We start from the raw sequence: 23085 nt of genomic DNA, 5'->3' as shown, positions 1-23085 counted from the left end.
TAGTTTAGTTTTTAATAGTATAAGCTTATCTTAAAAAGATATGTGATATTATGCACAATTAATTCAATTTTAGCTTTTATTTCTATACTCATAACACACTTTTTTAATTGATTCAAATACTTTCTCTTCAGGATTTTCTTCAACAGGAGGAGCAGGGGTAGGAGGATTTAAAAACATAAAATAATTATCAAAAACACTAGCAAGTCTTTTCTCTATTCTATAATGGTCTTTTACATCTATATTAAGATTTTCATCTCTACCCTCTACATTAGGTAAATTATCTTTACCATATTTAATATGTTCAAGTAATTCTTTAACTTTGCCCTTATCGTTCAGTTTTAATAAAAACCTTTTAATATATTCTTCTATTTTAGATACATCTCCTTTTAAATGGATATCAAAATTAGCTGGCTGAACTACCTTTGGATAATTCATTTTTTAATGCATTAACAAAAAAAGTTAATGTATCAAACTCTTCTTTATTAAGTTTAAGATTATCTCTCCAATCTGATTTTAAATTAACATTAACTGGATTTTGCAATAAATTATCTTTATTATTTATTATTTTTATTATTATAATCTTTAAATAAATCACAACTTACAAAACAAATCATACAAAATATAAATACAACTCTATACATAAAATTTATCTTCTTGCTCACACACAAAATCCAAAATCAACTTACTCATTATAAATATAATATATCTCATTATTACTGTTATTCAAGATACAATAAGAGGAAACTTTGTTTATTATGTAATATTAAGTTTATCTTTTAACCTATTTAATGCATTATCATCCAATTTGAGTTTACTAATATTTAATGCACCAGAAATCGCTATTATCTCTTCATAAGACAATCTACACCCTTTTAAGATATGATTCTTAAAACTTTTAGTAGCAATAGGCACAATCTTTTCAATAACATCAAGCAATATCCTGGCATATTCACGCATCTCTTTTGATGAATTTTCCCTAACCTCTTTCGATTCATTTAATGCCAACCTTATTTTGATAAAATGAAAAAGATTATTTAAATCAATCTGCCAATACCATTCGGTATATAAGCTTAAAGGTAAAGCTATTCTAGAAACTTCCTTTAAAACATTACAATTTATCATATTTTGATATAGTTTGTAACAAGAACTTTGGCTTTTCTTTAAATTATCTATTATATCCTTTGTCAAGTCATATTCAGTCTTTTCATTTCCACTCTGACTACTCTTAACACTTTGAATCTTTATGTCTTCTTCTGAAGGAAGATAAAACTCTTCTCTCAGCAAACTATATGAACCAGACACTTCATTAATCCTTGCTGTTCTATGTCTCATCCATTGTCTTGCAACAAATATAGGGGCCTTAACATAAAATGTAAAAACCACTTGTTCAAATGGACTTGTATGCTCATTTCTTATCAAATAATCGATAAGCTCATCATCTTCCCTCCTAATGCTTTCACCTCGATATGAAATTCTTGATGCTTGAACTATTCTCTCGTCACTACCCATATAATCAACAAGCTTGATAAAGCCTTTATCTAAAACCTTATATTCCTTATTTAACAAATCATCTTTTTCGATATCAGTATTCAAAAGCAATTACCCCTCAAAGCTTTAAAATAATTTATTGGTTATTCAATTTAAATCATTATAACAAAAACTTTTTAAAAATAATTCAAAACAACAATCCTTATCCTTATTTAAACCCTTAAGATGGAAATATCAAATAAACACACAGTCAAATCTTAAAAGTAATTAGTTTGTAGAAACTACTTTAAATAAAATCAAGAAGGGTTCCTCTATAAGGAACCCTTCTTGCAAATACTAATGTTATAAAATATTTAAATCTTTACCATCTCTATCTTGCAAGATTCTCTAGAACAGACTTTGCATCTTTAATGAGTCCCTCTATCTCTTTCTTTCTTCCTATTACTTCTCCTATATCAGAAGAAGAGGATTCCAATAAACTTGAAACATTTTCTGCATAGCGTCGCGAATCTCTAGCTAGAAAATCACTATTCCCTCTTCTTGACCACCGGTAACTTCTACGTTTATTCTCTCTTAATCTTTCAGTAATAGCTTCTCTTAAAGTTTCTTGGGACTTATTAAAGAAAAATTCTGCAGATCTTCGTTCGTCAAGACCATTATCAACTTTAATCCTAAGCATATCAATCTGAGACCTTTGATCATTTAACTTATTTTGCAATTGAGTTAGGGAACTTTTTTTTGCTCTATTCTCTCTCCTACTTTTTAAAGAATAATTCTCTCTTTTATTTTTAAGTTCTGAGAGTGTATCATAAAAACTAAACTCTAATTGCTTATATTCACTTTTGAGTTTAAGTGCATCCTCAATTAATTGCTGGAATCCAGAATCTCCAAGAGCACTTTTTACTTTTTCAATTTCTTCTTGGGCTTTCTTCTCTTCATCAGTACTTGGAACTAAATCTTTTTCGTCTATTACTATTTCTTGCTGAAGATAATATGGATATACTTGTTGAGGCACCACAAATCCCGCATTAACAGGTTTTACTTCCATATCTTGCTGTATTTCTACTTCTTCTTCAAAATCATCTATAACAACTTCTTTTTGTTCCTGATTTTCTTGTTTATGATTTAAATCTTTATTATCTTTGCTTTCATCTAAAAATTTTTCCCTTGCTTTATCTAGCAATTCATTAAGGGCATTTATATCACATGATAACAAACATAATAATGTTAACATACATACTGATAAAATACTTCTCTTCATATCTCCCTCCTGGGATATCAAATTATTTAATTATTGAATCTCGATATTGAAATATAACAATTACTGGTAAATATACACCTTTTATTTTAAATTTCAAATAAATTATTAAAATAATATAATTATCTCACTTTGACCTACTTAAAACACAACAAAACTATTTTATTAAGTAAATTTATACAATAAAGAACAAAGATATTATCTTAATATAAAACTTGTAATTAATTACATCCAATTTAAACTTTAAAAAAATAAATAAAAAATCAATTAACTAAAGTAAACACATCATTCAATAAAAACAAAAACTAAGAAACCTCGTTCCTACCTTTACTTTCCGAATAATTTTACTCACTTACTAATCAAAACTAATCTCATAATAATCATTTACCTCTGTTAAACAAGGTTTATCAAGAACTTGTTTACTGATCTTTAGTACAAATATTTAATATAATAAAATTCAAAAAAAGGAAAACATTCTTATGAAAAGAAAAGTTTTCCTCAAATGACTTTATTTAGATTATTTTTAGATTATTTAATTAGCTAATTTATTTAGTAACAGCAGGAGTAGTAGGTTGAGCGGCACTAGCTTCAGTTGATTCAGTAGTAGTCTCAGAGTACTGTATTCCCTTAACAGCTTTTTTTATCTTATCTAGTTCACTTGATACTGTTCTCTTAATTATTATATCGAGTATTCCTAATACCTTATTTACAACAGTTATAGCAGCCGCTTTAACTGCACCATCTTCATTAGCAGCAGCACTAAGTTTACCGGTTTTAGTCATAGCTTTAAGAGCAACAGCTGCAGCTAAGTCTGCATTACTCTTAGCACCAGCAGCAGCAATTTTAGTAGCTAGAGCTCCTGCTTCATTATTATTGCCTGCAGCAAGTTCAGCATCAATCTTAGCATCTTTAATCTTACCAATCATAGCCCATGGATCAGCTTTAGATACCTCTTCAGCTAGATTAGGACCAGAGTTAGCAGCTGCAGCAGCACCAGACTTTGCAAGAGCTGATCCTGCCTTATCATCACCAGCAGCCACTGGACTACCAGCTTTACCGGTATCAATCTTTACGCCTGATTCTTTAGCAGTCTCAATTATAGCTTTAACTTCTTTAATAACAGTTTCAACACTATCTTTATCGGCAGCAACTGCAGCAGCATTAGCAGTATCAACAATGTCAGCACCATCATTAGTTACACCAGCAAGTGTAATTAGAGCAGAAATTAGTTGCTCAAAGACATCACTAGCACTGCTAATTGTACTCTTAACAGCTTCAATTGTGCTGCTATTAGCATTTTTTGCTTCAAATATATCACCTGATAGCTCTTTTAACTTCCCCTTAGTATCACCTAAACCTTTTTTTATTTTTTCAAAGTGTTCACCAACTTTACTTCTCTTGTCACCAGATTTAACTGCTGTAAGTCCCAAAGCATCACCAATAGCATTACCAAAGATGCCAAAAATCTCTTGAAATCCATGCCCTATCTTAACTAATGAATTTAAGAATGTGGTTTTAGGATCTTCCATCTTAGTACTCCCACTGCCACAGCCAAGAAGTAAAAATAAAGTCATTAATAACACACTTAAAGTAATTCTTTTCATCATCACGTGCCTCCTTATTAATCTAAAGGGGAAACTAGACATAACTAAAAGGAAAACAATTCTCATGAAGAGAGACATAGTTTTCCTAAAATGACTTTATTTAGTTATGTATTTGTTATTAAATTCTAACAGTTCTTATTAACTTAAGAGGTTGTATTATCAGTAGTTACGAGATTATCAGTAGGATTAATTTTCATAGAATCTTTAACTTCCTTAAGTCCTCTGTCAATTGTTTCTCTTATAGCAATAGTTAAAGTATTTAGTGCCTTGTTTACAGCACTTATAGCTGCACCTTTAACTGCAGGAGCATATTCAGCAGCAGCAGCACTAGGACCAGCAAATTTACCACCCTTTGCCATAGCTGTTAATGCAATAGCCCCTCCAATAGTAGCATCTTTAGCATTAGCCTTGGCAGCATCTACAGCTGAACTAGAGCCATTTTTAACAATAGCCTTTAATATGTCAGCCCCAGTTACAGCACCAACAGCTTTAGCAGCATCAGCCGCTGATTTTTTTGCAGCATTTGCATCTCCAGCATTATCACTAGCAAATAACTTACCTGCACCATCATTAGCGGTTCTTGCAGTACTACCATCTTCAGCCTTTTTATCATTTCCCGCCTCAGCATTTCCTTCTTTAAGCACTACTTCTACTATACCTTTAATCCCTTGTACCAATTTATCAACACCAGTACCAGCAACACCAGCAGCATTATTAGCACCAATATTACCAAGCAGGTCATCACCTGTAGTACCAATAGCCTCACTAGCAGTTTTAGCCCCATCAATTATCTTACTAAGAGTATTATCAATTAAGTTTTTTACAGCAGTCTCAGCTGTAGCAGCATTAGGATTATTCTCAGATTTCATGTCAGAAACAATTTTCTCAAGGGATGTCTTAGTTGTTGTTAAGCTTTTTTCTATAGTCTTAAAATAGTTCCCAACATCAGACTTTTTAGTAGTAGTATTAAACCCTAAAACCCCTCCAACCATATCAGCAAAGGAAGTGAAAACATTTAAGAAATCATTACCTAAACTAATGACAGATTTTAAGAATCTACTCTGAGGATTCTCAGCCTTAGTACTGCCACTGCCACAGCTAATAAGTAAAAATAAAGTAATAAAACAGTAAAGATAGAAAAAAAGAAACAAAATAAGCTAAGAGAAGAATACTCCTAGCTTATTATTTATAGACTTTATTTTATCAAATAATTACCATCAATTAAAAACTAATCTTATAATAACAATTTATCTCTTAGTTAAGATTTAGTAGTAGTTGTAAGCTCATTAATAGCAGCTGTTACTGCCGCTTCAGCAGCTTTTAATAACGCATCAATTGCTGTGTTGAGTTTTTTAAGTTCTGCAACTCCTTTATCTCCATTAGGCTTATTAGTTTTATCTATAGCTTCTTTTGCATGTTCATCAGTAGCATCATGTTTACCAAGATTAGCATCCCCTCCCTTCAATTTGGCTATTAATGATGTATTTTCAGTCTTAGCAGCAGTAACCTTTCCCTTCAACTCATCAGAAATTCCGGCTATTTTCGCTAAAGCTTCCAATTTAGTTCCTACGGCAAATATTAATTGCAATGTTCCTGCGAGTAATGATCCATTTTTATTTGATTCGGTATCAAAGCCATCATCATCATTTTTAATTTTCTTTCCAATAGCATTAGCTAGTGTATCAATGGACTTAACTAAAGAATGAACTTCTTTAACACTCTTAGCAAAAGCAACAGTGTCTGTAATGTTCTTAGTTATTTTAGCTAGATCAATAACAGTACCATCAGATTTAGCCACTTCATCATCTTTAAGATTTTTTCCTGAAGTATTACAAGAGCTAAGTAAAAATAAAGTCATTAATAATGCACATAAAGTAATTCTTTTCATTATCACGTGCCTCCTTTTTAACCTAAAATTTTATTTCAAAAATTTGATTTTTCAATTTTTTTAAAAAAAAAATTGAAAAATCTCTACAAAACCTTAACATTATGATCTAAAACAAAACATCGATATAACCCTTAACAAATGAACAGACAAATTTAATAATATTGCAAAGAAAAAAAATAAATTCTCTGTGAACAAGTCAAACACAGTCACAACTTTATCAAAGTTTCATTAAATTTTAATTTAAAATTAATCACCTTGTTTTTCAAATTTATTAAAGTATAATATTTAAACACTAAAATATAAAATAATTGCTATTTATATTTACAAAACCCGTAAATAGCAAACAACATACCATAATAGTATTAAAAGGGGGAAATGTGTTATATTCTTTCAAAGACCTAAAATTAACAAAAATTTTACTAATTTTTTTACTTACAGCGTGTTCTTCCTTGCAAGTCGAACATGATAAAATCAACAAAACAATAAGAATATATCAATATTTAAGCAAAAACTTAGAATTAAAAGGTGTAGTTGACTATCAAAACAACACAACACAAATATTTTTATATACTAAATTAAGAAACCATAGCATAATCAAACAAACTCCATTAACACTACCAGATGGCACTAAAATAGAAGGTAAAACAAGCTATGAATACGATAATAAATCTTCATTTGGAAAATGGGTCAACACCTCCTCTTTCAGCTTAAACAAAACTATACTAGAGAAAGTTCTCAATGAAGATGAGTATGTATATAACAAAGAAGATATTAAAATCCAAGTCGGTTTAGAAACATTGCAAGTCAATAAAGCCAAAATTAGAGATTTTCTTTTAAAATTAAACGCAACTGAAAAGCAATATACCCAAAAACGACATCCTGACAAAGAAAATACTCAAAAATAATAATCAAAGCTTTAAAATTAACGATATATTTCTTAACGTTAGTTTTAAAGCTCTTTTATTATCTTTATCAATCAATAAAATTTACTTACAAAAAAGTAACCTTCAAAGCAAGATTAATGTAAAATTAAGAACAAATTCTTACAAAGAAATAAAAGATATCCTGTAAATCAAATAATCAACATACAAGATATATAGCTCTTTTTAAAATAAACACCATATATGAAAACCGAAACAAAATATAAAAACCCAAAATCTATATATTTAAGATAAATTAAGATAAAATGACAAAGGCTACCTACTGTAGCCAACCTATTATTCTAATCAAACAATAAGAGTGAGACTTTAAATCTCAGTCTATAGAATAATTATAAACTATTTTATCTTTTTGTAAAGTCTTTTTCAAAAGTTTTTATGCTATTTTAAAAAAATATTATCACAAACTTTATATTTTACTAAGACAATATAAATATCTAATTAACACACAATGGATTTACTGTGCTTTCAGACTATTATATTTATCATGCATCTTATAAAAAAAATCTTTCTCATTTTTATATATTTCCTTAAGCAAAAAACTAGCAAATTTTGTGTTGGACTTATAAAAATAGAAACTCTCTTCATCATCTAGTTGCAACCTTAAAAGTTTTAAAGAGTTGACATTATTTTCACTAATGACATTATTATTTTCTAAGACTTTAATTGCATAATCTACACCTTTACTTAAAATTAAATTATAATCAATTTTACCACTATCAATGCCTATAACTAGCTTAATATATCTATATATGGAAGTTTTTGCTATTTTATAGCTCTTGATAAAAGCTGTAAAACTTTTATATCCATCAAGAGCATAGTACTTACTTTCATTAATTTCTTTCAAGACCCTAGCTGTTTCTATTTTATTATAGGATTCCTCTTTTATTAAAATCTTAAGCTTTTCTTTTAATTCTAAATATCTCTCTTCTCTTGTCTTGTTTAAAGACTTGAAATTACATGTTTCTAAATCAATTCTTTTAACTATCTCTATTTTTCTATTCTTATTCATCGCATACCTCATCAAACCTGTTCCAAATGGAACTATTAGTTCCATTTGGAACTAATTATCAATCCTACTTAAAAAGTTTTCTAATATTTCTTTATAAGCTTTGTAGTAGTCTTCATTTGAATTAAAATCAACTCTGTGAAAAATAGTTTTTCTCAAATTATCTCGCTTTGGAACACTCCCTAAAAAATTTTCCTTATACTCATTCTCAATAAATTCTTTTAATTCTTTATCTATGGTCTGCCTTTCAATCAGGTTCGTTACTAAGTAAAATGTTGGTAATTCACTTCTAAATATATCCTTCAATCTGTTAGTTATTAAATCTACACTCTCAATCGCCCACTGATCGGTTGGTAAAGGGATGATAAGATAATCAGTGACTATTAAACTATTATTTAGTAAACTTCCTAACGTCGGAGCTGTATCCATAATGATAAAATTATACCTGTGTTGTATATAACTTAAGAATATTTTAAGTAAACATTCCTTTAAGGAGATACTTTCTTCATTAAACTGACTTAAAGTCAAGTGACTTGCTATAAAATCAAGATTTTCATTGATCTTTACAACTGAATTTTCGATATCCAATTCTCTTTTTAACACTCTGTATATATTAACTTTCTTTATATCTATATTTTGACTCTTTATAAGATTAATGTAAAAACTCGTACCACTGGCTTGTGGATCTAGATCAATTAATAGTGTTTTGTATTTTTTACTTGAAAGAATATTACTAAAAAACAAAGCTGTTGTACTTTTACCGACACCTCCCTTGATTGAGGCTATGGTAATTATCTTTGGTTTTCTTTTATCCATCTTAATATTCCTCTGTCTTCAAGATATTCTTTTCCATAAAATTGGTGGACTTCTCTTTCCAATCTTAAGGTTCTGTCTAACAAAGAATTGTAAAACATCCTTTCCTTATTTTTTGATTTCAACAGTGTATGTAAACTTCTCAGATAACAAAAAACACTTCCCTTTTTAAATCTAAATTCAATGTAATAAATTTTTATTATTCTAGATGTCTTTTTTACTTCATTTTCCTTGTAATTTATAATAAATGGTTTTGGTAACTTTGTAAATCCATAGTAAATTCCTATAAATTTATCTCCTTGCCTCATATGAAATAAATGAAGACTTTCATATTTATTGGGATCGAAAACATTCCTAAAACATAACCAAAATTTACCTTTATTTGGTCTTGCTTCGAAATTATTTATCATACTGAAAATTTTTGTATGGTACATTTTTTTATAGTTTTTTTCTTCTATCTTTTTAAAAAATTTTTTACGCTCCTGATCCAGTTCTGACTTTTTTGCCATCAATCTCGCTTTTAACTCATATATTGCCTTTTCCACTTTTTTCATATTTCCCTAATTAGAAACCAGTAATTTTGTTTTCATAATTTCCATTATCAATTCGCTAGCTTTCACTATTTCATTTGGATTCTCTATATAGTTCATCTTTGGTTTTCTTATTTTTTCTCGATCTTGATGTAATTTTTGTGCTTTGGTTTTATTTTTGTCTTTAAATTCTCCTATCATCATGTTAAAGTCCGTATTTATATTTCTTTTTGACATGAACCATATTTTATCTTTCTTTTTTCTGAGTATGGTTTTAAAAAAACTTACTGCATCATCTTCATTATATTCTATTAATTCTTCCATGAAGTCCTTTAAGTTCCATAGTGTATTTTTATAGCTTATCTGTGTTTTTACAATATTTTTCATTTCATTTAAGTCTTCATTTTTTATTCTCACAAACTTCTGTAGTATGATTTTTTCTAATTTTTTCTCTTTGATTTTGGTGTCTTGCAAACCAGAATTCTTATATTTATTGTATTTACTTTTTATATAACCTAAAAGATGTGAAAATATTTGATGTGAAATTTTGAATTGTTGATTTTGTTCTTTCAATTTGTCCTTTTTAATAGCATTATCTCTTGCGTGATCTATGTTTTTTTTCCTTTGAATGAAATAAGCTTTGCTTATTGCTTTATTAGCTATTTTTTCAAGAGTTTTGTTGATTATATAGTAAGTAAAACTACCATTGTTTTTTCCAAGTGGGTTAAAGTCGATTTTTAACAGACCAATTTCTTCAAAGTTTTTAATATCGCTTTGTATAGTCCTTTTTGTTACTGTTTTAAATCCTTTTTTTTCTAAAATTGAATTTACCATCATTACAACATTTCTTAAAGAATACCTTCTCTTATTTGTGAAATAATTATGTTGCAACTTTTGAATTACCCAAAACACCTTTAATCTTCGATCTACTACTTTGTTAAATGGCATCTTACTGATCTTTTCTTGTCTCATTTTAAACTCCTATCGTTTGATCTTTATATTTAAAACGTTAGTGATATTTTAATTAAATGTTGGAGAAAAGTAAAGTCTTTAGATAATACATTCATACCTTAAATTTATTTTATATTGTTTTATTTTAATAATAGTAAAATTATGTTGTTCTTATTTGTGAATTGTTTGATATATTATTAAGTAGATATTCAGATATTCTTTTTTAATGATAGGTAGATTTTATCACGAGGGTTTGTTGAAAGTAGTTTATAAGATTGTTTTACTTTTCATTTTCATCTTTTGTTCTTGCAATTTTGATACTGCATCAAGATTTTTCCTTCCTTTAGAAGAATCAATAAAATTAGAAATTGCAGGTTATGAATATTTAGGTGGTAATAAATTTAGAACTCGAGTTCATTCTAAAGATTATTTTGATTCTGTTAAGGATATTAATGGTTACTCTTATTACTTTATCTTGGATAAAGATACGCAAAATATTGAGGTGCAGGTAATTTTGTATTCAAAAGTTGCAGGTTTATTGGATTATAAATTTGGGTTTATTTTTGATTTTGGATTTAAGTTTGATTTTTTTAATGCTATCCCTCCCAATTCATTTGAGTTTCAAGTTAAAAAAATATTTAAAAGAGAAATTGTATTAAAAAGTGAGCTTGATATAGCTAATAATAGTCAATTTTCTACTTATACTTTTAGTTTAGAGCATATAAAAAAGATTAACCGTGAATTTGAGATTAGAAACCATGAAGATGATATTAATTCAAGTACAAGTGAACTTATGTATTTTGTGGGAAGTTCCAAGTATTCTACTTTAAGAGAGGCATATATTGTTTTCTATTACTATGTTTTTAAGGCTATTGAGAGATTTATGTGATAATAGGAACTTTATTGGTAATTCTTTGTTATTATAACTTTTATTTAAGTATGTGTTTAGTAAATTGTTTTTGTTTTATAAGTTGATAGTAGTTTAAGTAGATGTTCTTATTATTTTTTCTTGCTATAATTTGTTTAGTATGTCTTTGAAAGTTAATATAAAAAAAGAGCTTGAGTTTTTTAGAAAAAACTTGGAAGCAATATATGTTAAGTATTTGAAATATGAGATTTCATATTCTAAATTAAATGAAAGTCTGAGTACTCTTGCTGAGAAACATAGAGGTATTCTCTTAAGGAAGGATAAGTTTACTAACCTTTCAATCATATTGAATCTTTCTAAAACCCGTAAAATAATAAAGGAATATATCAATCTTTCAGTGATTGAGGAGATAAGACAAAAAAATAAGCTTTTGTTTTTTTGGATTCCTAAAAAAGTAAAGGCACTATCTAATATCGATATAAAAGATTTATGTAAAATTGAGGAGTTGATGGTTTCTAATAATATTTTAGGTAAAAAGGTTTATTTTGAGTTTTTCCTAAGTTTGTTTAAAAGTCCTGAATGGTTAAATAATTATTCCCATCATTATAAGATTTCAAAAATTAATAGTTATAGAAAAGAGCAGATACCGGTTAAGATAAACTTAAAAACTTATATTGAGATAATAAATATTTTGTTGACTCAAAAAAGGGATATCCGATTAAAGTTTTATGGAGTATTAATGGCAACCGGACGGCGTCCTGTTGAAATAATGAAAATATCTAAATTTTATGTTGAAGATAGTGAACATATTTTCATGAAGCATATTGCAAAGAAGAAAGAGCATAATTTAATTCATGAAATTGTTTTTCCCACTTTTGCTGATTCTAAATTGATTATTGATTCAATAGAAGAGATAAGATATATGGAGAGGACAGAAAAACTTTCAAAAGAAATTATATCCTCAAATCTTGCTTATAGTTATAATAGGCTATTTCGTAAGATCTTTGAAAATATATTTGAACCTGAAGAGTCAGTTTATTTTTGTCGAAGGCTTTATAGTAGGTTTTCTTACCTTGCATTTGCTCCAAAAAATATGGAGCTCAATTTGTGGATAACCACGGTTTTAGGACATGAGCATGATGATATAATAACCGCTTTTCATTACAATCGTTATATCTTGGAGACTTTAGATGATAATGCTGATATTGATTTGCTTAAATTGATTAAAAGACGGATATACACGTATGTTAGGAGAAAGACTACATATTCTGTTGTTACTATGCAAAGAGTAAATGTTTTGATAGAGGAGTGTGGTGTTATGGATGAAAATTATGTCAAGACTTTGCATGTAATTAAAGAGCTGATGATCGAAGATGGTTTAGAGAAATTGGAAATGCTAAGGGGCCTTAATGTTAAAATTCGTAAGTCTTTCAAGCAAAAATATGGTTATAATTATAATTATGCAAAACTTGGTGAGTATTTAGCCTTGATTTTTGAATATGATGTTTAGGTATATTGTAAAAAAGTTAATTTTATTTTGATGTTTAATATTTATTTTGACTAATTTAGAGTTTTTTAAAATATTTTGATTTGTAATATATTTGTTAATTGTATGAATACAGGATTTCTTTATTTTTTTAAGAAGACATTAAGTGTCGATGGTAATAGAATGATTTATATTTCCTATCTTTATGATAGTTTGGTTTCAATTCAACCGATGCAAGATTGGTTGAAAATTGATTTTAGAGACTCTAAGAGAGGTAAGAAATATTTTTTCCTTTTTAAAAGAAGTAAATTAAATGGAGAATTTATTTCTTGTAATTTTTTAAGGACAGAAACTAACTATGGGCTTGACATTAAATTTTCGGATGGCAATCTAAATATTTTTTGTAAGGATAAAAAGTCATTAGACTTTTTGAAGTTCAGGGTTGAGCGTTTCTTTCAATCTAGTTCAAAGTCCCTTAATTTTGCAAATAAGGGTGGAACTAAAGCAAAAATTGGTAAGATGAAAGTAATTAAGGGTAAGATTAATAGAAATATTAGTAGTAGGAACAAAAGTTCTTGAAATCGAAGGGATATCTTTCGTCTAAGATTTTTTTTTCTATGTTTTCAATTTTTGAGTAACCATTGCCTTTTTTTAAGGTGTTTTCAAATAATTCAATTTGTTCTTTATTGTCGAAAAAAGCTACTATTTCAACTTTTCCATCATCTAGGTTCTTAACAAATCCTTTGATTGCTATTTTAGTTGCGATTTGTTCTGTAAAAAACCTAAATCCTACACCTTGTACTTTTCCAGAAATGAGGTATTGGTATTTGTGCATATTCTTATCCTTTTTTATAAAATATAAGAGGAGCTATTTTAAAATAAAACCCCTCTTATTGCTATTTTATATTCTTAAAGCTTTCTTAAGAATTGATGTAAGTTTTATCCATTTCCATTCTTATATTGTCAGATAATCCTCCAAATATAATTTGGATACCATTTCCTTTTTGAAGCATTCCGCTTGCTCCAATGGATTTAAAATAAGTGACAGATTTAACTAGTTCTATTTTATTGACATTTATTCTTAGTCTTGATGCACATGCGTCAAGATATGTGATGTTGTCTCTACCCCCAAGTCCTTCTAGTACTTTTCTGGCAATTTCTGATATTGCTGTTTTTTGTGGACTTGTTTTTGTAACTTCTTCTACTTCTTCACGGCCTGGTGTTTTTAGATTGAATTTTATGATTGCAAGTTTGAAAATGTAATAAAATCCAATGAAGTAAAATATTCCAATAATAGGAATCATTATCCAAGTTGTTTTGCTATTGCCTTGCAGTATTCCAAATAGGAACATATCGATAAATCCTCCAGAGAATGTTAATCCAACTCCAATATTGAAAACATGTGCTAATAGATGAGCCAATCCAAATAAAGGAACATATACAAGATAGTAGAGGGCAGGCGCTGCAAAAAGGAATGCAAATTCAAGAGGTTCTGTTATTCCTGTTAGCATTGATGTGAAACTAGCTGATAATAATAGAGAAGCTGTGTTTTTTTTATTCTCATTTTTTGCGGTATGATACATTGCAAGAGCAGCGCCAGGTAATCCAAAAATCATTACTATAAATTCACCACTAAAAAATCGTGTTCCTCTTGTAACTTCAAAATGTACAGTATTAGGATCTGAGAGTTGTTTGAAGAAGATATTTTGTGCACCTGAGACTAGTTCTCCATTAATTTCCATTGTTCCACCCAAAGATGTTTGCCAGAATGGCATATAAAATATGTGATGAAGACCAAAAGGTATTAAAGACCTTTTTATTGCTCCATATGCGAATGAACCAAAATAACCAGATTGTTCTATAATATTTCCAAATGAGATCATCATTCCTTGAATGACTGGCCAAATGCATGTTAAAATTATTCCTACTATGAACATTGCAAGAGTGGTGATGATGGGAATGAATCTTGATCCTCCAAAAAATGCTAGAAATGTTGGTAGCTGGATATTATGCAGTCTGTTATGAAGCATTACTGCAATAAATCCCGCTACCATGCCTCCCATTACGCTCATTTGAAGAGAAAAGATTCCAAGTACATTTGTGTATTCTTGGCTTTTTGCGATTGCCTCTGCTTCAGGTGTTCCAATTGCTATTAATGCTTCTACATTTACAGTTGAAGCATTAATGCCTTGAAGAGATAAAATTCCATTTATAGTTTGATGCATAACTAAAAATCCTACAACTCCAGCAAGAGCCGCTGTTCCTTTTTCAGCTTTTGCCAATCCAATTGGAATTGCCACTGCAAACATTAAAGGTAAGTTTGCGAAAATTATTTCACCTGTATATTTCATTAAAGATAGTATTGAACTTGTTAAAGTTCCCTCTCCAAGTATGTCCTCAATTCCATAAGTTTGAATCATTGTTTTGTTGGTAAGTGCTCCACCAATTCCTAGTAAAAGACCAGCTATTGGTAAAAGAGCTATTGGTAACATAAAAGCTTTTCCTACCTTCTGTAATGTTGTAAATATAGATCCTGGTGATATTGACATAACATCCCCTCCCTTAAATTGTTGTTAAAATTTAATATAATTAACATTTTTAATTATATTATATGATTAATATTAGCAATATTTGTCGATCTTGTAAATAAAATTAAGGACAAAATTATTGTCAAGGAATGAGTACCACTCATTCCTTTTAAGTTGTCATTGTTGAGATGTTTGTAGTTCTTTCATAATTTTTTCTATTTCTGTGTTGACATTATCTGATACAACACCAAATATAATTTGTAATCCTTTATCTTGTCTTATAATTCCTTTAGCACCAATTGATTTAAAATAAGCATTATCTTTAACAAGATTGATGTCATATACTTCAATTCTGAGTTTTGTAATGCAGGCACTGTTATATTTAATGTTAGCAATTCCCCCAAGGCCTTTGATGGTTTTGGTTGTAACTTCTCTTAAATTATCAAGTATTTCTTTTGAACTTGCCCTTGTAGCAGTTACTCCGTCGTCTTCTCTGCCTGGAGTTTTAAAGTCAAATCTGACTATAGTCCATTTAAAGACAAAGAAGTATATAAAGAAATAAGGTATTCCGACGTAGAGTATGTTTATCCAACTTGTTCTTTCATTTCCTTGAAGTATTCCATAAAGGAGGTAATCAATAAATCCGTCTGCAAATGTTACTCCTACTCCAACGTTTAAAAGATGCATCAATACAAACCCCATGCCGTACATAAAGACGTTAAATCCAAAGAATAGAATAGGGGCTGCAAAAAGGAATGTAAATTCAATGGGTTCTGTTATTCCTGTTAAGAATGATGTGAATGCTACAGAACCTAAGAATGCTGCCATTTCTTTTTTGCGTTCAGGTTTTGCTACCCACCACATTGCAAGTGCTGCTCCAGGAAGTCCAAATGCGTGTCCTGGCCATTTTCCAACCCAAAACCTTGTTCCTTTTGTAACTTCAAAGTGTCCTGAGAAGTTTGGATCTGCAAGTTGTGCGAAAAATATTTTTTGTGCACCTGAGACTAATTCTCCATTAATTTCCATTGTTCCTCCTAAAGGTGTTTGCCAGAATGGCATATAAAATATGTGGTGAAGGCCTGTTGGAACTAGTGCTCTTTCAATGATGCCAAACAGAAATGAACCAAAGTAACCAGATTGTTCTACAATTTTACCTGTCATGGCAATTACGCTTTGTATGGGAGGCCAAATAAATACAAGCATTATACCAATAATTAACATTGTTCCGGTTGTAACTATTGGGACAAATCTTGTTCCCCCAAAGAATGCTAAAAATTGAGGTAGTTTAATGTCGTAGTACTTGTTGTGAAGATATGCAGCAATGAACCCTGAGATCATGCCCCCAAGTACTCCTATCTGAAGAGTGTGCATGCCAAGTACATTTGTATATTCAAATGATTTTGCAACAGCTTGTGCTTCATTGAGTCCTGTTGTCATTAAATAAGCAGAATTAACTGTTTCGGTAGTTATTCCTTGTATTGTAAGAGTACTGTTTATAGCTTTGTGCATAATTAAAAATCCAATTCCTCCAGCAAGTCCCGCGGAACCTTTTTCTACATTTGCAAGACCAATGGCAATGCCTAATGAGAATATTAGCGGTAAATTTTCAAATACCACACCACCAGTGTCTCTCATGACTGATAGAATGATGTTTAAAAGGGTTCCTTGTCCCAAAGTATTTTCAAGGCTATAAGCTTGAATCATTGTTTCATTGGTAAATGCACCGCCAATTCCTAGCAAAAGTCCGGCTGCTGGTAGAAGGGCTATTGGTAACATGAAGGCTTTACCGATTTTTTGCAAAATAGCAAATTTGTTTGAAGTGGTAATCATAATAAATTCTCCTCGTGTTCACTTTCAATCTTTAAATATAGTATATATTAATTAATTTAATTAATATATACTATATTTAAAGTAATAATAATCAATAATTAATTATCTTGATTATATTTGAAAAGTTACAAATGTTATTTATTTTGTAATAGTGTTTAAATATTTATAGATTTCTCCGTTCTTGGAAGCATAATCGGATGGTAACTTTTTATTTAAGTCTCTTATATGTGGATTTGCTCCTTTTTCTATAAGAGATCTAATGAAGTTTATGTCGTATCCGCTAATTATAGCATTGTGAAGGGCGTTTTTGGCTTCCTGATCTGTTAGGTTGATGTTGCAATTTTTTGACGACATTGCATAATTTATTATATTCTTGGATTTTGATTTTACTGCGTGAATGAATACAGGATTTCCATCGGAGAATATTGTGTTTAATGAAAAAGTGTTTGGATTTTGTTCTAAAAAGACTTTAAATTCGTCTAAATTATCATTGCTTACTAATACTTTGAGCTTACGTTTTTCTTCGATGTATGTTTTGTATTCGTTTTTAAGTTTAATACTCTTCAGAAAATTATCTTTATTCTCTTTTAAATCTATATAGTAGGGAATGGTATCAATATTATTTTTATAATAATCAATAGTAACTTGAGTATTATTTGAATCAAGATAGTAGACATTTAGTAGTTCTTTGAAGTAATTGTTATCATCTTTAATGATCTCAAATTTAACCCCATGTTTTTGATATTCTTTAAATGGAATTAAATTGTAGTTTTGATCGTAAAATAATAAATCCGTTATTTGACCTTTTGAGTCTTTAAGTACGGGAATGATGTTTCCATCTTTATCAACACCTATGTCTGATATTTTATTATTTAAACTAGGCAATTTGTATTTGTTATACATTGGCAGAGTTTCTTCCTCTAATTTTGCAATCTTGTCTTTGATTTCTGTGTTCATTGCTTTAATATAGGCATTATAATTTTTTACGATATCATCTGCTGGTTTGTTTATATTTTTTGAATATTTTTCAAAACTAGCATTAAATATGGTGTTTATTGGTGTTAGTTTTGACATTAATTCCATTTTTATTGGTTCTTGTAATTTTGAGAGATATTTTTGTAAAAATGTTGCATTGATTTTATGTACTTCAAGGAAGTCTTCTTTGAATATTTGGAAATTTTCTAGTAATTGTTTTTCTGAGAAATGATGAGACAAGTTAGAAGCGGTTATAAAAAGGATAAATAGCGTTAAGTAATATAGAGAATTAAACTTTTTTATCTTACTCTTGATCTTTACTCTTAAATTTTTGTTAAAGATGGTAAAGGATGTAATTCCTATAATAATATATCCAAGATACATAAATATTTTGCTTAATGCATAGTAACTCATTTAAGTTCCTTTAGGTTGATTTTTTATATTATTATATCAAAACAGATCTATTTTATTTACTTTGTTTTTGCGAAAAAGTATAATCAGATTGATTGTATGCGTATATTTTTAAGTTCTTGTGTATTTTTTATTTTTATATTTTTGTTAAGTTGTTCCACAATTTTACTGTATGAATCTGGAGAGGGATATAATTTAGATTTATTAGCTTTAAAAGCTTTGATGATATATCCTGAACTTAGAATTTCAAAATCTGATCTAAGTAAGTATACAAATTTTAATGATTCTAATTGTAGTTTTGATATTTGGAAAGGTGAACAAAAGGGTTCAGTTTATATTTCTGAGTCTAGTTATAATAATAATATTGCATATATTAAGAGTCTTTATTTGTATAATAAAAGATTATATAAAGTTATCTTAGCGTATAGTGTGGTTCAAGGTTTATCTTTTAAATCCGAGGTTTTGAGGTATTTAGATGATCATAATATTAAAGAAAAATTTCCTTTAAGAATAAATTTTCCTTATTATAAAATAGATGTGGATAATAGATCTTGGATTGTGCTTAAAAAAGATTTTTTAGATATGATTATTCAAGATAAGAATGCTTTAATTTTTGCTAAACGAAAGCTGGAAAACATACTTAAAAGCTTTTCCAAGCAATAAGTTATTTATTCTAGTTCTTCGAAGATTTTTTTTATGCTTTCTTTTCTTGTATTTTCTTTTTTTTCTAAATCTATAGCTATTGATTCTTTTAGCTTATCTACATTTTGCAGTAAAAGCTCTTTAGCCCTTGCTCTATCTATTTGCTTAACTTTTAGTTTTTTTTGTATCTTGTTTTCTTTCTCAAGTCTGTGAATCTCGTTCAGCATGCTTAACTTAAAGTGTATTATATTTTCAGATACTTGAAATTCTTTTGCCATTACTTTTTGCGGATATTTTATCGATTTATATTGAAATACTTTTAGTCTTAAAGTGGTAGTTGGGATTAATAGGTTTGCTGCAAATATGTTGGCTTCTATTGTCATTTGGTTATCTTGAGTATTAATCGTATCTGTTCTCTTTGATGGATTAAAAACTTGATATTTATGCATTAGATAATGGCCAAGTTGTTGTGCTATTGCAAATCTTTTGTTTTGTAGATTCATTGTTTCGTTTATATATATAGTTTTTTTGTTTGGTTTAATGTATCCGGCAAAATTTTTGTATTTGTCTTCAAATGAAATTTCAAATACTTTAAGTCCTTCTCCTATGGCAATCTTTATGATTGGTACTGGTATTAGTAATACAGCGTATTTTGAGATTATATAATCAGAATAAATATAAGGGGCTTTAATATATGAGCTAAAATTATTGGATTTCATTCAATATAAACATTCTCCTTCTAATATTGTATAATATAATTTAATTATGAGATATAGTTTTTTCTTATTTGTTTTGTTTTTTTTTTCATGTAAAACTTTAAATGTACATGACTTTTTAGATGAAGAATTTGACAAAATTGAGAGAGCTAATTACTTCCTTTATTTTTATCCAAATAGTCAAATCTATATAAAGAGGGATAAATTGACTAATGATTTTTCTGTGTTTTTGAATGTTGTTTTGGATTCGAATTTAAATTTTGATAGTGGTTATTTAAAATTAATTCAAGATGATAACTATATTGGTGATGTTAATATTTCTAAGGTGGTTGGCATTGGGAATTTCAGATTCTTGTATGTTGATATTGATAGAGATAATGCTGATCTTATTTTAAGGGCTCTTAAGCCTTACAAAAGCTTATCTTTTGTTTTAGATGATAATTCTTATCAAGTGTGGACTAGAGGGACTTTTGAATATGATGCTAAATTTATTGATGTTGACTTTGAGAGTACCCGAGATACTCTAAGATATGCTCTTGAAAATAATATTTTGTAGTAAATTATGTTCTTGTGTAAAAATTTATAGTATTTTGATGACAAAATTTTCTAATAGGTATATCATTTTTTACTGTTTTATTTTCTTGATGTTTTCTTGTGCAACTATTGGGTTTGAGAACATTCATGGGTTAAGTAGCAATTCGAAATATATTAGATTGATTTTTGATAAGAATAAGGTTTCTTTAAGGCATTATTTTACTATTTCTGGCAAATTTAATTTAAGATATAAGGAACCACTGTTTTTGCAATGTGGTAATGATATAGTGGCTTCGTTTCTGCTTAGGCGTTATAAAAGAATTGGTGATAAATATATTCAGACTTTCTTTAGTGTTGGTAAGGATATTTCTTTAAAAGTGTATCTAGAGCTTATTAAGACTGGAAAATTTTTTATTGTAAACAGTTCTGGTAAAGTTCTTAAAACCATTGTTTTTTCACATTGGTCCGATAGTGAAGATATTTTACTTCAAAATAATAAGGTTAGCTGATATATATGATACGAGGATACAGGTTTTAAAGGAATGTAATTTCATTTAGTTAGTGTAGATTTTAAATCTGTGCATGTTTTTTTGATGTCATTTTCGTTTGTTTTTTATGATATTAGTGCTAATTATTGGTGATATTAGTATTAATTTTGGTTTTTTTATACAATGAAAATTGTCTGGAAGGAGGAATTATTTTTGAGTAAAGGTAGAGAGACATTAATGTCGCAGATTAAAAATAATAGTCTTGATTATAAGACAGAGATTATAGCTGGGCTTACAACATTTTTAAGCATGGCGTATATAATAGTTGTTAATCCTTATATACTCTCTAGTACAGGTATGCCTTTGGGAGCATTGGTAACAGCTACATGTTTAACAGCTGGTTTTGCTACTATTTTTATGGGGGTTTTTACTAATACTCCTTTGGCATTGGCTTCTGGAATGGGAATTAATGCATTTTTTGCATTTTCTGTTGTTAAAGGTATGAATATACCTTGGGAAGTAGCTTTGGGAGCAGTTTTTGTTGAAGGTATTATTTTTATTATTTTATCTTTATCTAGGGCACGTGAGAGCATTGTAAATGCTATGCCGGTGAATTTAAGATGTGCTATTACTGTTGGGATAGGATTATTTATTGCCTTTATTGGTTTTGTAAATAGTGAAATAATTGTTAGGAACGAAGCCACATTAATTGGTCTTGGGAATATTATAAATTTAAAGGTTTTCCTTACCTTGTTAGGTATTATTGCCATATTTATTTTTGAACTTAAAACGATTAGGGGCAGTATATTATTATCAATTTGTATAACTACTTTAATGGCATGGTGTTATGCGCTTTTTGATAGAGAAGCTGCTTTGAGTATAGGAATTAGATTGCCGGATGGTGTTTTAAGATATGAATCAATTTCGCCTATATTTAATAAATTAAACTTTTCTTATATTCTAGGTGAAAATTTTTGGAATTTTGTTTTTATAGTATTTATTTTGTTATTTAATGATCTATTTGACACTGTTGGAACCTTGGTAGGTGTTGCTTCAAAGGGAGATTTGACTGATAATACGGGTAAGATACGTAATGCTAGTAAAATATTACTAGTTGATGCTATTTCTACCACTTTTGGAGCAATTATGGGGGTCTCCCCTGTAACTACTTATGTCGAGAGTTCTACAGGTATAGCTGAGGGTGGAAGAACAGGATTTACATCAGTTGTGACAGGTATTTTATTTTTATTGGCAGTATTTTTTGCACCTTTGTTTATTGCTGTTCCTGCTAGTGCAACTTCAGCTGCTTTAATATATGTGGGATTTTTTATGTGTAAAGAAATAAAGAATATAGATTTTTCAAATATGAGAGAAGCTATGCCCAGTTTTTTGATATTGTTTTTGATTCCTTTGACTTATAGTATAGCCTCAGGGATAGGAATTGGGATAATTTTTTATGTGATTATAAATGTATTGCATAGTTTGTTTACTAAAGAAAGTATAAAAATTGCTCCTACTATACTTTTATTATTTTGTATTTTTATTTTAAAATTAGTATTTTCTCATTAAATTGTTTACTCTATTGTTATAACTCAATAGAGTAATCTATTTATTATTCAGATAGTTTTCTATTTGTATTGACTATCATTGAATATATATTAGCTACTTTATCGAGTTTTTTGTTTGACTGTAGTTATAAATTATTGTGTTCCTATTTGTCAAAGAACTTAGTTATATTTGAGATCAAATATTTCTTAGTGTTGTTATCTGTTATCTTTTATTTCTAGCTCATGATTTATGGAATTGAATTTAATAATTTTATAGATATGTCAATGGTTTATAGTTTTATTGATTTTCTCTTGGGTTTACTGGTTTATAATCTCATCGATTTGATTATTATCATTGATAGATACATTTTTTCATATTAACGTTTTAACTTTAATTTCTTCTGTATAGGAGCATAAAAAATTACTGAAATAAAATTAAATTATTTTCAATAGACCGAATATTTGTTGCCTTTTTGACTTGTATATAAGTAAATATATTTTGTAATTTTTGATTTGCATATTATTAAGTTTATATCACTGTTTAAAGCCGATTGTAAGTTTTTGGCTTTAGTTTATATCCT

24 protein-coding genes are annotated in these 23085 nt (G+C 28.7%); 8 read left to right on the top strand and 16 right to left on the bottom strand.

Annotation, left to right across the window (positions count from 1 at the left end; genetic code table 11):
• Positions 1-69: 69 nt before the first annotated feature.
• The 7 genes from bvRMA01_RS06035 to bvRMA01_RS06005 all read right to left on the bottom strand — a co-directional run bounded on the left by bvRMA01_RS06035 (position 70) and on the right by bvRMA01_RS06005 (position 6238).
• Positions 70-435, bottom strand: coding sequence for a hypothetical protein (locus bvRMA01_RS06035; RefSeq protein ID WP_247032723.1), 366 nt, complete (start codon positions 433-435; stop codon positions 70-72).
• Complete coding sequence (locus bvRMA01_RS06030) at positions 404-595, bottom strand: hypothetical protein (protein WP_247032724.1); 192 nt, start codon at positions 593-595, stop codon at positions 404-406. The genes bvRMA01_RS06035 and bvRMA01_RS06030 overlap by 32 nt, the downstream gene beginning before the upstream one ends.
• A gap of 158 nt (positions 596-753) precedes the next feature.
• Positions 754-1593, bottom strand: coding sequence for an FAD-dependent thymidylate synthase (gene thyX / locus bvRMA01_RS06025; protein ID WP_247032725.1), 840 nt, complete (start codon positions 1591-1593; stop codon positions 754-756).
• A gap of 265 nt (positions 1594-1858) precedes the next feature.
• Positions 1859-2749, bottom strand: coding sequence for a P12 family lipoprotein (locus bvRMA01_RS06020; RefSeq protein WP_247032726.1), 891 nt, complete (start codon positions 2747-2749; stop codon positions 1859-1861).
• 542 nt (positions 2750-3291) lie between these two features.
• Complete coding sequence (locus bvRMA01_RS06015; RefSeq protein WP_247032727.1) at positions 3292-4353, bottom strand: variable large family protein; 1062 nt, start codon at positions 4351-4353, stop codon at positions 3292-3294.
• Positions 4354-4493: 140 nt separating this feature from the next.
• The gene (locus tag bvRMA01_RS06010) at positions 4494-5501 is read right to left on the bottom strand and encodes a variable large family protein (protein WP_433996725.1); all 1008 of its coding nucleotides are present in this window, start codon (positions 5499-5501) and stop codon (positions 4494-4496) included.
• Between the two features lie 107 nt (positions 5502-5608).
• Complete coding sequence (locus bvRMA01_RS06005) at positions 5609-6238, bottom strand: Vsp/OspC family lipoprotein (protein ID WP_433996726.1); 630 nt, start codon at positions 6236-6238, stop codon at positions 5609-5611.
• A gap of 377 nt (positions 6239-6615) precedes the next feature.
• On the opposite strand from bvRMA01_RS06005, the gene bvRMA01_RS06000 reads away from it, so the two are divergent.
• Entirely contained in the window at positions 6616-7143 is a 528-nt protein-coding gene (locus bvRMA01_RS06000) for an oligopeptide permease-like protein (RefSeq protein WP_247032815.1), read from the top strand.
• 490 nt (positions 7144-7633) lie between these two features.
• On the opposite strand, the gene bvRMA01_RS05995 is transcribed toward bvRMA01_RS06000, so the two are convergent.
• From bvRMA01_RS05995 to bvRMA01_RS05980, 4 genes are read right to left on the bottom strand one after another with little or no spacing between them, the layout of a single operon-like run.
• Positions 7634-8188, bottom strand: coding sequence for a chromosome replication/partitioning protein (locus bvRMA01_RS05995; RefSeq protein ID WP_247032814.1), 555 nt, complete (start codon positions 8186-8188; stop codon positions 7634-7636).
• Positions 8189-8239: 51 nt separating this feature from the next.
• On the bottom strand, positions 8240-9001 hold the full coding sequence (locus bvRMA01_RS05990) for a ParA family protein (protein ID WP_247032813.1): 762 nt from the start codon (positions 8999-9001) through the stop codon (positions 8240-8242).
• The gene (locus bvRMA01_RS05985; RefSeq protein ID WP_247032812.1) at positions 8977-9552 is read right to left on the bottom strand and encodes a DUF226 domain-containing protein; all 576 of its coding nucleotides are present in this window, start codon (positions 9550-9552) and stop codon (positions 8977-8979) included. The genes bvRMA01_RS05990 and bvRMA01_RS05985 overlap by 25 nt, the downstream gene beginning before the upstream one ends.
• A 6-nt stretch (positions 9553-9558) precedes the next feature.
• Positions 9559-10500, bottom strand: coding sequence for a plasmid maintenance protein (locus bvRMA01_RS05980; protein ID WP_247032811.1), 942 nt, complete (start codon positions 10498-10500; stop codon positions 9559-9561).
• Between the two features lie 205 nt (positions 10501-10705).
• On the opposite strand from bvRMA01_RS05980, the gene bvRMA01_RS05975 reads away from it, so the two are divergent.
• The 3 genes from bvRMA01_RS05975 to bvRMA01_RS05965 all read left to right on the top strand — a co-directional run bounded on the left by bvRMA01_RS05975 (position 10706) and on the right by bvRMA01_RS05965 (position 13412).
• Positions 10706-11368: a hypothetical protein gene (locus bvRMA01_RS05975; RefSeq protein WP_247032810.1), complete on the top strand. Its 663-nt coding sequence runs from the start codon at positions 10706-10708 to the stop codon at positions 11366-11368.
• A gap of 139 nt (positions 11369-11507) precedes the next feature.
• Positions 11508-12857 (top strand): protelomerase family protein, encoded by a 1350-nt coding sequence (locus bvRMA01_RS05970; RefSeq protein ID WP_247032809.1) that lies wholly within the window; start codon positions 11508-11510, stop codon positions 12855-12857.
• A gap of 102 nt (positions 12858-12959) precedes the next feature.
• The gene (locus tag bvRMA01_RS05965) at positions 12960-13412 is read left to right on the top strand and encodes a hypothetical protein (protein WP_247032807.1); all 453 of its coding nucleotides are present in this window, start codon (positions 12960-12962) and stop codon (positions 13410-13412) included.
• On the opposite strand, the gene bvRMA01_RS05960 is transcribed toward bvRMA01_RS05965, so the two are convergent.
• The 4 genes from bvRMA01_RS05960 to bvRMA01_RS05945 form a co-directional block, all read right to left on the bottom strand.
• Complete coding sequence (locus tag bvRMA01_RS05960; protein WP_088895114.1) at positions 13387-13668, bottom strand: acylphosphatase; 282 nt, start codon at positions 13666-13668, stop codon at positions 13387-13389. The two genes, bvRMA01_RS05965 and bvRMA01_RS05960, sit on opposite strands and share 26 nt — an antisense overlap.
• Before the next feature lie 85 nt (positions 13669-13753).
• On the bottom strand, positions 13754-15382 hold the full coding sequence (locus bvRMA01_RS05955) for a PTS transporter subunit EIIC (protein WP_247032805.1): 1629 nt from the start codon (positions 15380-15382) through the stop codon (positions 13754-13756).
• Positions 15383-15538: 156 nt separating this feature from the next.
• Positions 15539-17191 carry a PTS transporter subunit EIIC gene (locus bvRMA01_RS05950; RefSeq protein WP_247032804.1) on the bottom strand — a complete coding sequence of 551 codons (1653 nt, stop codon included), beginning with the start codon at positions 17189-17191 and terminating at the stop codon, positions 15539-15541.
• A 138-nt stretch (positions 17192-17329) separates the two neighbouring features.
• Entirely contained in the window at positions 17330-18580 is a 1251-nt protein-coding gene (locus bvRMA01_RS05945) for an ankyrin repeat domain-containing protein (protein WP_247032803.1), read from the bottom strand.
• Between the two features lie 96 nt (positions 18581-18676).
• Here bvRMA01_RS05945 and bvRMA01_RS05940 point away from each other — a divergent pair, with 96 nt between their 5' ends.
• Entirely contained in the window at positions 18677-19240 is a 564-nt protein-coding gene (locus tag bvRMA01_RS05940; protein ID WP_247032802.1) for a hypothetical protein, read from the top strand.
• 5 nt (positions 19241-19245) lie between these two features.
• On the opposite strand, the gene bvRMA01_RS05935 is transcribed toward bvRMA01_RS05940, so the two are convergent.
• Positions 19246-19938, bottom strand: coding sequence for an ImmA/IrrE family metallo-endopeptidase (locus bvRMA01_RS05935; RefSeq protein ID WP_088895109.1), 693 nt, complete (start codon positions 19936-19938; stop codon positions 19246-19248).
• Between the two features lie 46 nt (positions 19939-19984).
• Here bvRMA01_RS05935 and bvRMA01_RS05930 point away from each other — a divergent pair, with 46 nt between their 5' ends.
• The 3 genes from bvRMA01_RS05930 to bvRMA01_RS05920 all read left to right on the top strand — a co-directional run bounded on the left by bvRMA01_RS05930 (position 19985) and on the right by bvRMA01_RS05920 (position 22526).
• Positions 19985-20491, top strand: coding sequence for a hypothetical protein (locus bvRMA01_RS05930; RefSeq protein ID WP_247032800.1), 507 nt, complete (start codon positions 19985-19987; stop codon positions 20489-20491).
• An 88-nt stretch (positions 20492-20579) separates the two neighbouring features.
• Positions 20580-20978, top strand: coding sequence for a hypothetical protein (locus tag bvRMA01_RS05925; RefSeq protein WP_236842860.1), 399 nt, complete (start codon positions 20580-20582; stop codon positions 20976-20978).
• Positions 20979-21170: 192 nt separating this feature from the next.
• Entirely contained in the window at positions 21171-22526 is a 1356-nt protein-coding gene (locus bvRMA01_RS05920) for an NCS2 family permease (protein WP_247032798.1), read from the top strand.
• The last annotated feature ends 559 nt before the right edge of the window (positions 22527-23085 follow it).

Origin of the sequence: Borrelia venezuelensis, assembly GCF_023035835.1 — a bacterium.
Classification (GTDB): Bacteria; Spirochaetota; Spirochaetia; order Borreliales; family Borreliaceae; genus Borrelia; species Borrelia turicatae.
Note: the sequence above shows the minus strand (reverse complement) of the source record. Positions and strands in the feature narration are given on the sequence as shown.

Bases quoted from the DNA above. Each gene is read 5' to 3' on its own strand.
- bvRMA01_RS05990 (WP_247032813.1), bottom strand. From the start codon at position 9,001: ATGGATAAAAGAAAACCAAAGATAATTACCATAGCCTCAATCAAGGGA.
- bvRMA01_RS05945 (WP_247032803.1), bottom strand. From the start codon at position 18,580: ATGAGTTACTATGCATTAAGCAAAATATTTATGTATCTTGGATATATT.
- bvRMA01_RS05940 (WP_247032802.1), top strand. From the start codon at position 18,677: ATGCGTATATTTTTAAGTTCTTGTGTATTTTTTATTTTTATATTTTTG.
- bvRMA01_RS05995 (WP_247032814.1), bottom strand. From the start codon at position 8,188: ATGAATAAGAATAGAAAAATAGAGATAGTTAAAAGAATTGATTTAGAA.
- bvRMA01_RS05965 (WP_247032807.1), top strand. From the start codon at position 12,960: ATGAATACAGGATTTCTTTATTTTTTTAAGAAGACATTAAGTGTCGAT.
- bvRMA01_RS05935 (WP_088895109.1), bottom strand. From the start codon at position 19,938: ATGAAATCCAATAATTTTAGCTCATATATTAAAGCCCCTTATATTTAT.
- bvRMA01_RS05970 (WP_247032809.1), top strand. From the start codon at position 11,508: ATGTCTTTGAAAGTTAATATAAAAAAAGAGCTTGAGTTTTTTAGAAAA.
- bvRMA01_RS05975 (WP_247032810.1), top strand. From the start codon at position 10,706: ATGATAGGTAGATTTTATCACGAGGGTTTGTTGAAAGTAGTTTATAAG.
- bvRMA01_RS05955 (WP_247032805.1), bottom strand. From the start codon at position 15,382: ATGTCAATATCACCAGGATCTATATTTACAACATTACAGAAGGTAGGA.
- bvRMA01_RS06005 (WP_433996726.1), bottom strand. From the start codon at position 6,238: ATGAAAAGAATTACTTTATGTGCATTATTAATGACTTTATTTTTACTT.
- bvRMA01_RS05985 (WP_247032812.1), bottom strand. From the start codon at position 9,552: ATGAAAAAAGTGGAAAAGGCAATATATGAGTTAAAAGCGAGATTGATG.
- bvRMA01_RS06015 (WP_247032727.1), bottom strand. From the start codon at position 4,353: ATGATGAAAAGAATTACTTTAAGTGTGTTATTAATGACTTTATTTTTA.
- bvRMA01_RS05960 (WP_088895114.1), bottom strand. From the start codon at position 13,668: ATGCACAAATACCAATACCTCATTTCTGGAAAAGTACAAGGTGTAGGA.
- bvRMA01_RS06035 (WP_247032723.1), bottom strand. From the start codon at position 435: ATGAATTATCCAAAGGTAGTTCAGCCAGCTAATTTTGATATCCATTTA.
- bvRMA01_RS05980 (WP_247032811.1), bottom strand. From the start codon at position 10,500: ATGAGACAAGAAAAGATCAGTAAGATGCCATTTAACAAAGTAGTAGAT.
- bvRMA01_RS06020 (WP_247032726.1), bottom strand. From the start codon at position 2,749: ATGAAGAGAAGTATTTTATCAGTATGTATGTTAACATTATTATGTTTG.
- bvRMA01_RS05925 (WP_236842860.1), top strand. From the start codon at position 20,580: ATGTTTTCTTGTGCAACTATTGGGTTTGAGAACATTCATGGGTTAAGT.
- bvRMA01_RS05950 (WP_247032804.1), bottom strand. From the start codon at position 17,191: ATGATTACCACTTCAAACAAATTTGCTATTTTGCAAAAAATCGGTAAA.
- bvRMA01_RS05930 (WP_247032800.1), top strand. From the start codon at position 19,985: ATGAGATATAGTTTTTTCTTATTTGTTTTGTTTTTTTTTTCATGTAAA.